8 protein-coding genes and 1 tRNA gene are annotated in these 13,624 nt (G+C 73.2%); 5 read left to right on the top strand and 4 right to left on the bottom strand.

Annotated elements, in window-relative coordinates; all coding sequences use genetic code 11:
• Positions 1–49 precede the first annotated feature (49 nt).
• On the bottom strand, positions 50–1,708 hold the full coding sequence (locus ACFYOJ_RS29930; RefSeq protein ID WP_356555309.1) for a phosphodiester glycosidase family protein: 1,659 nt from the start codon (positions 1,706–1,708) through the stop codon (positions 50–52).
• 338 nt (positions 1,709–2,046) lie between these two features.
• On the opposite strand from ACFYOJ_RS29930, the gene ACFYOJ_RS29935 reads away from it, so the two are divergent.
• The 5 genes from ACFYOJ_RS29935 to ACFYOJ_RS29955 all read left to right on the top strand — a co-directional run bounded on the left by ACFYOJ_RS29935 (position 2,047) and on the right by ACFYOJ_RS29955 (position 9,562).
• Complete coding sequence (locus tag ACFYOJ_RS29935) at positions 2,047–2,565, top strand: hypothetical protein (protein WP_356555307.1); 519 nt, start codon at positions 2,047–2,049, stop codon at positions 2,563–2,565.
• Positions 2,565–3,974 carry a hypothetical protein gene (locus ACFYOJ_RS29940; protein ID WP_356555305.1) on the top strand — a complete coding sequence of 470 codons (1,410 nt, stop codon included), beginning with the start codon at positions 2,565–2,567 and terminating at the stop codon, positions 3,972–3,974. The genes ACFYOJ_RS29935 and ACFYOJ_RS29940 overlap by 1 nt, the downstream gene beginning before the upstream one ends.
• Positions 3,971–5,395 (top strand): VWA domain-containing protein, encoded by a 1,425-nt coding sequence (locus ACFYOJ_RS29945; RefSeq protein ID WP_356555303.1) that lies wholly within the window; start codon positions 3,971–3,973, stop codon positions 5,393–5,395. Before ACFYOJ_RS29940 ends, ACFYOJ_RS29945 begins: the two co-directional genes overlap by 4 nt.
• A gap of 67 nt (positions 5,396–5,462) precedes the next feature.
• A complete protein-coding gene (locus tag ACFYOJ_RS29950) occupies positions 5,463–6,587 on the top strand; it encodes an AAA family ATPase (RefSeq protein WP_356555302.1) in 1,125 nt (374 codons plus the stop codon).
• A complete protein-coding gene (locus ACFYOJ_RS29955; RefSeq protein ID WP_356555300.1) occupies positions 6,584–9,562 on the top strand; it encodes a hypothetical protein in 2,979 nt (992 codons plus the stop codon). The genes ACFYOJ_RS29950 and ACFYOJ_RS29955 overlap by 4 nt, the downstream gene beginning before the upstream one ends.
• A gap of 60 nt (positions 9,563–9,622) precedes the next feature.
• Here the strand turns inward: ACFYOJ_RS29955 and fusA are convergent, their stop codons facing one another.
• From fusA to ACFYOJ_RS29970, 3 genes are all read right to left on the bottom strand, one after another.
• On the bottom strand, positions 9,623–11,680 hold the full coding sequence (fusA, locus tag ACFYOJ_RS29960) for an elongation factor G (RefSeq protein ID WP_356555299.1): 2,058 nt from the start codon (positions 11,678–11,680) through the stop codon (positions 9,623–9,625).
• A 408-nt stretch (positions 11,681–12,088) separates the two neighbouring features.
• Positions 12,089–12,173, bottom strand: a tRNA-Leu gene (locus tag ACFYOJ_RS29965).
• Positions 12,174–12,390: 217 nt separating this feature from the next.
• Positions 12,391–13,599, bottom strand: coding sequence for a sugar phosphate isomerase/epimerase family protein (locus ACFYOJ_RS29970; protein ID WP_356555298.1), 1,209 nt, complete (start codon positions 13,597–13,599; stop codon positions 12,391–12,393).
• Positions 13,600–13,624 lie beyond the last annotated feature (25 nt).

Raw genomic sequence — 13,624 nt, forward strand, 5'->3', positions numbered from 1 at the left:
CTGTGGTCGGTGCGCTGCGTCGCTGCGTGGACGGTGCGGCCGGGCCGGGTCAGGGCCTCCGGGGCAGGATCAACAGGGCGTCGCCGACCGGGCGTTCGCCTGCCGCGTCGGACGGATCGTTGATGACCTTGCCGTCGGTCACCATCGTCGTCGAGCCGCCTCCGTCGAGGTTGACCGCGTCGCGCAGGCCGAGGGCCTTGGCGATCCTGGCGCTCTCCAGGATGCTCAGGCCGAGGGCCTCGGTGCTGCGTCCGTCGGCCGTGACGAGTACCGTGCGGCCGGCCGCGTCCACTCCGGCGAGGGTGCGCGGGTTGCGTTTGTGGACCCAGCCGTAGTACCAGCTCGGGTCGCCCGGGCGGACCATGCCGTCGGTGGCCGGGGTGACGTGGAGGCGTCCGTCGCGGACCAGTTCGGGGCCGGCGTTGACGATGTCGGTGCCGGGGGACGGGGTGACGCGCCTGCCCCGGTCGTCCAGCAGGGTGGTCCTCACGTCGAGGCGGGCGCCGGGGCGTGCCAGGGCGGTCAGTTCGGCGACGCGTCCGCCGGTCGCCTGGACCGAGGTGCCGCCGGGCGGGAGCGGTCCGCCGCGGGGTGAGCGCAGTTCGACGACGCGGTCGTGGGCGTCCAGTACCGCCTCCAGGCCCTCGCCGGACGGTGTCCGACGGCCGTAGTCGGGGGTGAAGGCGACGAGTTCGTCCGGGTCGGTGCAGGTGACGTCGTGGAGGGGGAGGGAGGTGGGCCGGTCCCCCGCGCCGCCGCCGCAGTTGCGGATCAGGCCCGGTACGCGGTTGACGCCGTCCAGGGCGAGGGTGGTGCCGCGGGAGGTGATCCGGCCCTGCCAGGTGTGGCGGACGATGTCCGTCCGTCTGCCGTCGCCGTGGAGGACCAGGCTGGGGCGTCCGCTCACCGGTTCGCTGAGCAGGCGTCCGTCGTAGACGCCGGTCCCGGCGGGGTCGCCGGGTGCGCCCGCCTTCGGGTCGAGGACGAAGAAGCCCGCGTTGACCGCCGCGGTCGCGTCGGCCGCGTCCGCCAGTTCGCTGGTGGTCTCGCGGTTCTCGATGTCGGGGCCGTAGGACGCCTCCAGGCCGCCGCGGAAGGTGCGCGGGTCGATGGTGAGCACGTCGATGTGCCAGGGGCCGCGGTCGCCGGCCTCGCCGTCCCAGCCGGTGAACACGGCGGAGCCGGTGTGTCCGGCCGACCTCAGCCGTGCTCGTTCGGCCGTCGCGGCGGACTGGGAGTCGAACGATCCGACGCGTACCCGCCAGCCGAGGGTGCCGCCCGCGTAGTCGGCCGTCCTCGCCGTCGTCACCTTCTCGACGCGGGCCGGGAAGCCGTCCCGCCGTAGGGCGGCGGCGAGTTCGTCGGCGCTCGCCCTGTCCTTCAGGGCGGTCGGCGGTGCGTCGGGGTCCGGTGAGGAGTCACCGCCGGGGATGGCGACCTCGACCGTCCAGCGCAGGGACGGGTCGTCGTCGCCGCGCACGATGCGGGTGAGGGTGACGCCCGGTTGCAGGGTCGTCGTGGTGCGGGTCTCGGTGAGGCCGGAGGGGCCGAGCGGGAGGGCGTCGCCGCCCGGCCGTGGGAACGGGTGCGTCCGGGCCGGGGAGGCCTGGGCCGGGGACGCGTGGGCCGGGGACGCGTGGGCCGGCAATGCTCCGCACGTGGCGAGGACGCCGAGAACGGCGCCCGCCGCACACAGTCTCTTCTTCATCTGCACCGCCTGGAGGCACGGGTGTCGGGTTCGGGTCGGGGCCGCGAATCTTCGGCGCACGGCCCTGCGGGCGCGCTTTCGGTGGTTCGTGGACCGGGTACGACCATGCGTCGCCGCTCCTGCCTTCCGCTGACACGGAGATGGACAGTCACCCAACGTCCCTTGCACAAGTAGTGGCCACTTCCGGCTCACCGTCAAGGTGCGGAACAGGGACGACGCCGGGGCCGGCACGCCCCGTCGTCCACAGGCGGCCGTCAGCGGCCGGAGGCGTTGTCAGTGGTCGCCGATAAGTTCGTTCTCGTTCCGCCGGGGTGGCGTGAACGTCCCCTTTCGCATGCATGGGAGATGGTGCGTTGTCGGTCTGGGAGAGGTCGAGCACGGCACGGGTGGTGCCGGCCGCGCGGCCGCGGAAGCTGGCGAAGGTGCCGTTCGTGGAGCTGGCCGACGGGCGGCTGCAGGGCGTGGTGTCCAGCGGGTCGGACATCGGGCGGGTGTACGTGTCGTCGGTGGCCGCGGGGACGTACGCGTTCTCGTGCAGCACGAACAACAACCGGCCCTGCGGCGGGGCGCGCGGCATGTTCTGCAACCACATACGCGCGCTCGTCGGGGAGGCCGTGCTGCAGTACGGCGTCGAGCGCGTCGCGCGGTATCTGAAGGTGGAGGTCGAGGCGGAGGAGCCGGACGCCCAGGCCGTCACCCTGAGGATGACGAGTGCGCGGCCCCCGCAGGACGACAGTTCCGCCGCCGCCCAGGTGTTCAGCCGGTTCCTGCGGCAGCTGACCTACCTCGAACTGGACGCCACGACCGCGCCGCTGCCCGAGATGCAGTGGTTCCCGACGACGAGGGCGGTGGCCTGATGCGTGCCGATCTGCTGTCCGACGGCGTCGACGGACTGGACGAGGCGCTCGCGGCCGTGGACGGCTTCGACGACGTGCTGGTGGGCGGTCTGCTGCGGCCGCAGCCGGCGCAGGCCGGCGGGCTGACCGGGCTGGCCGACGCCGTGGCGGGGTCGCCGCTGGCGGCGCGGGTCGCGGAGGCCGCCGAGAAGACGGCCGCGGGGGCCGGGGGCGAGGACCACTTCGTCGCGCTCGCGGCGGCCCGTACCGCTCTGCTCGGTTCGGTGCACGACGCGCTGATGGGCCGGGTCGGGGAGGTCACCGGGCGGCCGGACGCCGAGACGGCCGGTGCCGTACCGGGCGGGGACGCTCCGGGCGGGGGCGAGGAGCCTGCGGGGAACCTGCTTCTCGCGGCGCGCAGCTGGCTGTGCGATCTCGCCCGGGCCGGGTGGCAGGGCATCGACCACGAGCTCGTCGCCGGGGCCGCGCCGGTGGTCTCCGCGATGCTGCCCGATCCGGCGCTGCGCCGCCCGGCCACGCTGCTGGACGGGTTCGCGGCCGAGCTGGCCGCCTCCTGCCCGGGGGCGACGCTGGAACGGGTGCCGGTGCGGCGCTGGGCCGACCTGTGGTCGCGCGCCCTGCTGCTGACGCTGCCCGGGGCCGCCCGCGCCGGTGCGGTGGCGAAGGTGTCGGGGCGGCTGCTGCCGCTCGGGGTGGACGTGCAGGAGCACGCCACCGCCGTACAGGCGCAGGTGCACGCGGTGCTGGAGCCGTCGGACGGGGGCGCGGCCCGGCTGGTGCGGGCGTCGGTGTCCGCGCCGAAGCCGGACACGGTCGTCGGGGCGGGGCTGTGGCAGCTGCTGCGACCGCGCATGTCGCTGCTCGCGGCGGTGAGCGAGGGCCGTGCGATGGAGCTGGACGCGATGTCCGTCACCGCCGAGGGAGACCTGGTGTGGGACGACGCCCGTGCCCGCGCCGGTGAGCTCGCCGAGGTGTTCGCCACGGCCCGGGTGGCCCTGCCCACCGCCGTCGCCTTCCCGGTGGCGCCGCTGGACCGGCATCCGGCGCGGATGGCCGTGCCCGTGCTGGTGGAGGGGTACGCCGTGGAGGAGGACGAGGACGGGATGGCGCTGGTGGTCGCCGGGCACCGTGTCGCCGTCGACGCCGGCCGGGTGCCGGCCGCGGGGCCGCTCACGCCCAAGGTGGTCGCCGCGTCCGGCGCGTGTGTGGGGCTGCTGCGCTGGGACGCCGGGGAGTTCCTGCTGCAGCCGCTCGCCGTGGAGCGGACGGTGCGGAAGAAGACGGTCGCCGTGCACGCCGGGGCGTGGGCCGGGGGGACGACGGACAAGGCCGGGGTGCGGGCGGAGAAGGCCGCCACCGACGCCGTCACGGTACTGCGCGAACGAGCGGGAAAGCTGCTGCGGAAATGAGCCGTCACACCGACGGGGACGTCCCCGAGCCCGATGCGTACGAGAGCCGGCGGCAGGTGCTGTACTGGCGGCTGCTGGCGCGGCTGTTCGACCCGGAGGAGCAGGCGTCGCTGGAGTCGGCGAGCCTCGCCGTGGTCGAGGACATCGGTCTGCCGCCCGCGCTGCTGGACCCGGGCGCGTCCGTCGACTCCGTGGTGCAGCGGCATCCGGAGCTCGCCGGCGAGTTCGACGGGCTGATGACGCCCGGGCCGGAGGAGGACGGGGCGCGTGACCGGGCCGCCGAGGTGCGGCGTGCGGCGCTGGCGTCGAAGGTGCTGCTGAACGTGTTCGCGAATCCGCCCGGCACCGTCACCGCCGAGCGGCTGGCGCGCTGGCAGTCGGACGCCGGCTGGCTGGAGCGGGCGCTGGGCTGCCGGCCCGGCGAGCTGCGCGGCGGTCGCGGCGGCGCGCACCGGGCAGGTGGCGGGGCGGGCGTCGGCCCCACCGGCACCGGATTCGGCGCGCCCTCCCCCGACCTGAGCCGGCTGATCCCCGAGATCGGCCCGGAACTCGGTGCCATGGAGGGCGATCTGGTCAAGCGCATGCACCTGCGCGAGGTGCTGGCCGATCCGCAGCTGGCCGCGCGGCTGACGCCGAGCATGTCCCTGATCGAGCAGCTGCTGCGGGACAAGGACAACCTCTCCGGCGTGGCCCTGGCCAACGCCAAGGCGCTGATCCGGCGTTACGTCGACGAGGTCACCGAGGTGCTGCGCACCCAGGTGGAGAAGGCCACCGTCGGCGAGCTGGACCGGTCGGTGCCGCCGAAGCGGGTGTTCCGCAATCTCGACCTGGACCGCACCATCTGGAAGAACCTCACCAACTGGAGTCCGGAGGAGGAGCGGCTCTACGTCGACCGTCTCTACTACCGGCACACCAGCCGGAAGACGACGCCGCAGCGGCTGATCGTCGTCGTGGACCAGTCGGGGTCGATGGTCGACTCGATGGTCAACTGCACCATCCTGGCGTCCATCTTCGCCGGGCTGCCGAAGGTGGACGTCCACCTGATCGCGTACGACACGCAGGCGCTGGACCTGACGCCGTGGGCGCAGGACCCGTTCGAGACGCTGCTGCGCACCAAGCTGGGCGGCGGCACCGACGGCACCGTCGCCATGGCGCTGGCCCAGCCGAAGATCGCCGAGCCGCGCAACACGGTGGTGGTGTGGATCTCCGATTTCTACGAATGGCGTCAGCAGGAGCTGTTCGACAGCATGGCCGCCGTTCACCGGTCGGGGGCGAAGTTCATCCCGGTCGGCTCGGTGACCAGCTCCGGGCGCGGCAGTGTCAACCCGTGGTTCCGGGAGCGGTTCAAGGACCTCGGCACGCCGGTGATCTCCGGCCACATCAAGAAGCTCGTGCACGAGCTCAAGACGTTCCTCACCTGACCGGCGGGCGCACGTCCGTCACCCACGCACCAAGTCCCACCGGTCAACGTACGAAAGGTTTTCCCTCATGTCCGACCTGCTGCGCGCGCCCGCCGAGATCAAGTACGCCGAGGAGCTCGACTGGCTGGAGTCGATCGACGACGGCCCGAAGCCGTTCTCGTGGCGGCTGTCGCCGAAGATGGTCCGTCTGTTCATCCTGGGTTCCGAGCGTGCCGACGGCCTGGACCGGGAGGTGTCGCAGAAGTGGTTCGGCGACCGCAGTTTCGTCGAGCGGTCGATCGTGACGCTCGCCTCCGACCGGGGCCTGCTGCTCATCGGCGACCCGGGCACGGGCAAGAGCTGGCTGGCCGAGCTGCTGTCGGCCGCGATCTGCCGCAACTCCACGCTGGTGGTGCAGGGCACGGCCGGCACCACCGAGGACCACATCAAGTACTCGTGGAACGTGTCCATGGTGATCGCCAAGGGGCAGTCGCGGGAGTCGATGATCCCCTCGCCGATCATGACGGCGATGGAGACGGGCGCCATCGGCCGCTTCGAGGAGCTGACCCGCTCCACCAGTGACGTCCAGGACGCGCTGATCTCGATCCTGTCCGAGAAGTACATCTCCGTACCGGAGCTGGAGAGCGGCGGCGGGGACGACAACATCGTGTTCGCCAAGCCCGGTTTCTCGATCATCGCCACGGCCAACAGCCGCGACCGGGGCGTCAACGACCTGTCGTCCGCGCTCAAGCGCCGTTTCAACTTCGTGCGGATCCCGGTGGTGACGAACAAGAAGAGCGAGGCGGAGATCGTCCGTTTCCGCACCGAGGAGCTGCTGCGCCGGCACTCCATCGACCTGGAGGTGCCGCCGACGCTGCTCGACGTGCTGCTGCAGAGCTTCGCCGACCTGCGGGCGTCGGCCGCGGCGGCCGGCAGCGACGACGAGAAGCTGGAGTCGGCGCTGTCGACGGCGGAGCAGATCGGCGTGCTGGAGGACGCCGTCCTGCACAGCAACTTCTTCGGTGAGCGCGCCCTGACCGCCCGTGCCCTCGCCTCCTCGCTGGTCGGTTCCCTGACCCGGCGCGAGCCGGAGGACCTGGCCATCCTCAACAAGTACCTGCACGGTGTCGTCGAGCCGCGCAGCAAGGAGGAGGGCGGCTGCTGGCCCGAGTTCCTGGAGGGCGGCCGCGACGCGATCGCCACGCTGTCATGAGCGGGCCCCGACAGAGCACGTCGTTCGCCGCGCTGCGCGGGCAGTTGCAGGAGGCGGCCGCCGCCTTCGCCGGCGGACCCGACGCGCTGGAGGGCATCCTCCTCGGCATGGTCGACGACGTCGACCGGGCGGTGCGCGAACCGCTGGAGATCTTCCCCGTGTGCCACCACTCCCCCGCCTCGGCGACCGCGATGGCGCGGCGGCTGCGGGAGAAGCAGCCGAAGGTGGTGTACCTGGAGCTGTGCGAGGACATGGCGCCGCTGCTGACCGAGCTGCGCAACTGCCGGCTGCCGGTGGCGGTGCAGGCGTTCGCCGGTGACGTCGACGGTTTCCCCAAGGAGTGGGCGCCGCTGTCGGTCGTCGCGCCCGTGACGGAGGCGTCCGCCGAGTACCAGGCCATCGCGTACGCCCTGGACACGCCGGGAGTGGAGCTGGTCCTCGTCGACCGGTCCGCGGACCACGTCTTCCAGTGGGACGCACGCGGCGAGGAGACGGCGCGGGACGCCGGGGCGGAGGACACGGACGCTCCGGCCGAGGAGGGGGCCGGGCTGCACGGGGAGGCCGTCGGCGTCGAGATCGGCGATCTGCGGCCCCGTTTCGCCGAGCTGGAGGAGCATCTGCTGCGCCACGGCAAGGTGCGGCACTGGTCGGAGTGGTGGCACCAGTACGTCGAGGTGCCGCTCGGTGACGGCGCAGCCGACCACGACACCTACCGTCAGGTGATGTTCCTCATCGGCAGCCTGTTCCGGCGGCTCGCGCCCGGCGACTCCGCCCGGCTGCGGGTGGACGAGGACCGCGAGCGGTACATGTGGACGCGGATGCGCGAGCATCTGGCGGCGACCGGGACCGATCCGGCGGACTGCCTGTACGTGTGCGGGGCGTTCCACGCGGCCAGCCGCGTCGAGGAGTTCGGCGTGCGCGGTGCGGACACGTTCACGATCTCGCCGCGTTCCGCCACCACCTGGCAGTACGGGCTGATCCCGTCCAGTCACGCGGCGATCGAGGCGCAGTTCGGCCTGGCCGCCGGGTCGGTGTCGATCGCCGCGACGGAGTGGGCGAAGAGCCTGAAGCGCACCCGTGTGCGGCCGTACCGGCTGGAGGGTCAGGCGGGCGCGAAGAAGGCGCCGTCGAAGAAGGCCGCGGCGGTGAGGCCCCGCGGTGGGGAGCCCGCCACCGGTGTGACGCCGACGTCCGCTTCCGCCGACCGGCTGTCGGGCTTCCTGCGCAGGCCGCCCGTGCTGGACGGCCTGGACGAGGCCGAACTGCTGGGCTGGTCCGTGGACATCGTCCGCGCGGCCCGGCGAGGCGGCTACCTCGCCTCCACCGCCGACGCCATCGCGGTCTTCGAGACGTCGATCCTGCTGGCCGGCATGCGGGACCGGGCCAAGCCGACGCCGTACGACTTCCAGGACGCGGCGGTCACCTGCATCGAGAAGGACGTCGTGCCGGGGCGGCGGGACGTGCGGCGTCTCGTCGAGATCATGATGGGCGGCGACCGGATCGGCCAGGTCGGCTACGACGCGCTGCCGCCGCTCGCCAAGGACGTGCACGACCGGCTGGCGCCGCTGGGGCTGAAGCTCCAGCAGCGCGGCGTGCAGCGCGCCCTGCTGGACATGGTGTCGCGTCCGGAGCTGCGGGCCTGTTCCGACGTGCTGTGGATGCTGCGGCGGCTGATGCCGCACGGCGCGGCACGGCCGATCATGGGTGAGCGCCGGCTCGGCGAGCAGTCGCTCCAGGAGTCCTGGGACCTGGCGATCGGCACCCACCAGCGGGCGCTGATCGAGCTCGGTTACGAGGGTGTCAGCATCGAGCAGGTGCTGGAGCAGCGGCTGCGGCGCGACGCGTACGGGCCGCAGGCAACGACGGCGACCGTGCTGGCCGCCGTCGAGGACGCGACGCTGTATCTGCGCAGCCGCCGTCTCGCCGACGAGCTGGGCACCCACGCGCTGAAGGTGCTCGCCACCGAACGCAGCGTGGACGGCGCGCCGGAGGTGCTGCGCCGGGTGCGTGCGCTGCTGGCGTACTACCGGACCAGCGAGCCGGTGCTGCCGGGCTGGATCGAGTCGTTCGTCAAGACCGGGTACGCGCACTACTGCACGCTGCTGCCGACGGCGTTCCAGGACGAGGACGCGACGGTCGGGCAGGTCGCGGCGATGCTCGGCTTCCTGTTCAGCATGGAGTCGCTCGCCCTGTCGCTGGGCTGCGACCGGGCCCAGCTGGAGCTGGCGGTCGCCCAGTCGCACCCCGAGGACGCGTCGAAGACGGCGCTGCTGTGGGCGGCGCAGGTGCAGCTCGGCACCCTGTCCCGGGCGGAACTGCGGGAGCGGTGTGACGCGTTGCTCGACAATCCGCTGGTGGTGACCGCGTACCCGCGGTACCTGAGCGGTTTCGTGCACGCGCTGGGGCCGGTGCCGGGGCTGGCGGACGTGGTGGTGGAGGCGGTGTCGAACGCGTTCGGACGTCTGCCGGACGCGGTGCTGCTGCCGTGGCTGCCGCTGCTGATCACCACGCTGCGGTCCGGTGCGTCGGAGCTCGCCCCGCTGCTGATCCGGGAGGCCGGACGGATCTTCCCGGGTCGGCTGGACGCCCTGGACGCGTGGGTGCCGCCGTGGCGGACACCGGCGGCGCTGCCGGGCGGAGGCCTGAGCCGGGCGGGGGCCGCGGAGGCCGGGCGCCGAGGTGCCGCGCTCCTGACGGCCCACCCGGCGGCCTGCGACGCGCTGGCCGGGCTGATGGGCTGCACCGGGGGGTGGGCGGTGCCCGACGCCCCGGCGCCGACGGGAGTCGCCCTGCTGTCCGCGCATCCGGCGGCGTGCGACGCGATGGCGGAGCTGCTGGGCTGCGACGGCGGGTGGACGGGAACGCCGTCGCCTTCCGGAACCGACGGCGGCGTCGGTGCCGGTGCCGGTGCCGAGTTGCTGGCTCGCCATCCGTCCACGGCGCGCACTCTGGAGAGCCTGCTCTCCGGTGGATGACGGACGGGCGGGCGGGCGCCGGGCCCCGGATGCTCCGGGGCCCGGCCGCCTCACCTCACCTCACCGTGTCCGCACCGGCGCGGGTGACGACGCCGGAGCCGGCGCGTAGCCGGTGGGCCGGGCCGTGAAGGTGCCCCGGCCCTGCGTGCGGCTGCGCAGCCGCGTCGCGTAGCCGAACAGTTCGGCCAGCGGCACGGTGGCCGTGACGACCGCCGCACCGGCCCGCGTCTGCGACCCGGTGACCCGGCCGCGGCGGGCCGCGAGGTCGCCGAGCACACCGCCGACCGCGTCCTCGGGCACGGTGACCGTGACTTCCACGACCGGCTCCAGCAGGACCATCACCGCGGCGCGCAGGGCGTCGCGCAGGCCCAGCCGGCCGGCGGTGCGGAAGGCGGTGTCCGAGGAGTCCTTCACATGGGTCTGGCCGTCGGTGAGGGTGACCCGCAGCCCGGTCACCGGGTGCCCCCCGAGGGGGCCCTCGGACAGGGCGTCCCGGCAGCCGGCCTCGACGGCACGGACGTACTCCTGCGGCACGCGCCCGCCGACGACCGCCGAACGGAACACGAAACCACCCTCGGCCCACGGCTCGACATCCAGCACGACGTGCGCGAACTGCCCGGCGCCGCCGTCCTGTTTGACGTGCCGGAAGACGAAACCGGACACGCCTTCGCCGACCGTCTCGCGGTACGCCACGCCCGGACGGCCCACGGCGACCTCGAGGCCGTGCTCGCGCCGGACGCGTTCCACCGCGACCTCCAGGTGCAGTTCGCCCATGCCGGACAGCACGGTCTGCCCGGTCTCCGGGTCGGTGCGCACCGCCAGCGAGGGGTCCTCCTCGGTCAGCCGGGCCAGCGCGGTGGCCAGCCGGTCGGTGTCGGCGGACCGGCGGGCCTCGACGGCCACGTGCACGACCGGTTCGGCCACGCCCGGAGGTTCCAGGACGAGCGGAGCGCCCGGCGCGCACAGGGTCGAGCCGGCGCGGGCGGCCTTCAGGCCGACGACGGCGACGATGTCCCCGGCGACCGCCCGTTCCAGCGGGTCGTGCCGGTCGGCGCGCACCCGCAGGATGCGGCCGATGCGCTCGGTGCGGCGCGTGCCCGCGTCCCACACGGTGTCTCCCTTCTCGAGCGTGCCCGAGTACAGCCTCAGATACGTCAGGCGTCCCGTCGGCGTCGCGTTGACCTTGAACGCCAGCGCGGCCACCGGAGCCGCCGGGTCGGCGGCCCGTTCCTGCTCCGCGCCGTCGTGCGTGCCGCGCACCGGGGGTACGTCCACGGGGGACGGCAGGTAGGCGATCACGGCGTCCAGCAGCGGTTCGACGCCGCGGTTGCGGTAGGCCGAGCCGCACAGCACGATCACGGCCTCACCGGTGCGGGTCAGGTCGCGCAGCGCCGCGGCGAGGGTGCCGGCGGTCAGCGTCTCCCGGTCGCAGAACTCCTCCAGCGCGGCCGGGTGCCGTTCGGCGACCGCCTCCTCCAGCAGGCGCCGCCGATGTGCGGCCTCCTCGCGCAGGGTGTCCGGCACCGGACGCTCCTCGGCCGTCTCCGCGCCGTCCGTCCACACGAGCGCGCGCATGCGCAGCAGGTCGACGACGCCGGTGAAGCCGTCCTCCGCGCCGATGGGCAGCTGCACGGCCAGCGGTACGGGGTGCAGCCGCTCTCGGATCGAGCCGACGGCCGCGTCGAGGTCGGCGCCGGCCCGGTCCATCTTGTTGACGAACGCGATCCTCGGCACGCCGTGCCGGTCGGCCTGCCGCCACACGGACTCGCTCTGCGGTTCCACGCCCGCGACGGCGTCGAACACGGCGACCGCGCCGTCCAGTACGCGCAGCGAGCGCTCCACCTCGTCGGCGAAGTCGACGTGCCCCGGGGTGTCGATCAGGTTGATCCGGTGGCCGTCCCAGGAGCAGCTGACGGCCGCGGCGAAGATGGTGATGCCGCGGTCGCGTTCCTGCGGGTCGAAGTCGGTGACGGTCGTGCCGTCGTGGACCTCGCCGCGCTTGTGCGTCGTGCCGGTGGCGTAGAGGATCCGCTCGGTGACGGTGGTCTTGCCGGCGTCGACGTGGGCGAGGATGCCGAGGTTGCGGACGGTGGTGAGGGGGTTGACGTGGGTGCGCACGGCCCGTGGCCTTTCGCTGGTCGGTGAACAGGGCGGCGCGATTCCCCGGACGAGGACGGAGACGAGGACGGACCGGGGCACCGGCCTCCGCGGGAGGCGGGCGTGCGGGAACGTCAGATGCTCGTCGCGGGCATCCGGTGCCGGCCGCGCAGCGGGCACCGGGCGGCACGAGACACCAGGATCACCTCGGACCGGGTCGGGGGGACGACGGCAGCGGCGCTGATACGCACGGTCCGCCTCCCCTCACTCGTTCTCGGTGTCGTGGCGAGTGTAGGGAGACCGGGACAGGCGGCGCACCGGCTTTTCCCCCGGCGTCCGGGGCACTGCGGCCGACGCGGCCGAAGAAGAAAAACGCGAGATGCCGACCGGGATCTCTCCCGGTCGGCATCTCGCCTCTGCCTGATCTTGTGTCCGAGGGGGGACTTGAACCCCCACGCCCGATAAAGGGCACTAGCACCTCAAGCTAGCGCGTCTGCCATTCCGCCACCCGGACTAGGTGTCTGCCGCCGTGCGGGGCGTTCCCCGCGGCGACATGGACAACCATACCAAGGTTTCGGAGCGCCTTTCACCTGCGTTTTCCTCGTCCCGGGCGACGCCGCGGGGTGTGCGGGCGCGGCGTCGCCCGGGGTTGCACCGGGGGTGACGGAATGATCACCGTCGGCACGCGCCGTACGCGGTACGGAGGTACTGCGGTACGGCGGCGCGTGCGGCTAGCGGCGCCGCTTGCGGAGGGCCGCGAGGTTGTCGTAGCCGGTCTTGGCGTGCCGCAGGGACTGGCCCGGGTCGGTGGCGCTCGGGGCGTTGTCCTGTTCGACCATCGGGTTGTGGTAGTTGCGGTGGCCGACGCGGGTGAAGAAGGTCCGGTAGTCGATGACGCCCGTCCCGAAGGGCACCATGTCGTAGCCCTGGCCGTTGGTGGTGTTGACGACGCCGTCCTTGGCGTGGAACAGCGGGTAGCGCTTGTTGTTGCGTGCCACCAGCCCGGCCGGGTCGAAGATCTTCTCCCTGGTCGAGCCGTCGTGCGCCGTGTAGGTGCGGAACTTGTACTGGGCGACGTGTGCCCAGAAGATGTCCATCTCCAGCCAGACGGACTTCGGGTCGGTGATCTTCAGGAAGTACTCCAGCTTCCGGATGCCGGAGCTGCGGGTCGGGCGGCCCTGGGCGTCCAGGGGACCGCCGTCGAGCAGGAAGCCGTAGGCCGCGTCGTGGTTGTGGGTGTAGAGCTTGACGCCCTCGCGGCGGGCGATGGCGCCGAGCGTGTTCCACTTGTCGGCGGCCACGTCCCAGTCGGCCCGGTGGGAGCTGCCGGTGGGGTCGCCGCCGGTGCCCATGTGCTCCATGCCGAGGATGTTGGCGATCTCCAGGTTCCGCTTGAAGGTGTCCAGGTCCGCCGCGGTCAGCGGCCAGGACGGCGGGATGAAGCCGTGGCTGCCCTGGGCGCGCAGGCCGTACTCGTCGAGCCAGGAGCGCAGCAGCTTCGCGCCGGCGACGGTGCCCAGGTCGGCGCCGCCGGGCGCGTTCGCGTGCTGGCGGTAGCCGGCGAACTCGACCTGACGGTAGCCGTAGCGGGCCAGCTGCTTGAACACCTCGCGGAAGCCGGAGGGCAGGTCCGTGGAGAGGGGGTCGCGGCCCGTGGCGTCGCGCACGGTGTACAGGATGATGCCGCGCTTGCCCGACGGGACGAGGACGTCCCCGCCGCGGTCGTGACCGTGGTCGTGGTCTCCGTCCCGGCCGTGGGCCATGACCGGTGCGGCGCCGAAGACGGGGGCCGCGATCGCGCCGGCCGCGACGGCGGTGCAGGTGGTGAGGAAGCGCCGGCGGCCGACGCCGAGGGTACGGCGCAGTGCCTCGTCCGGGCCGGCGGAGGCCGTGCCGGGGTGGGAGGCGTCGGTGCGGGTGGGGTCGGGGAACAGGGTCACGGGTTCCTGCCTTCTGGGTCGTGGC

The organism is Streptomyces sp. NPDC006384 (genome assembly GCF_042870695.1).
Lineage (GTDB): Bacteria > Actinomycetota > Actinomycetes > Streptomycetales > Streptomycetaceae > Streptomyces.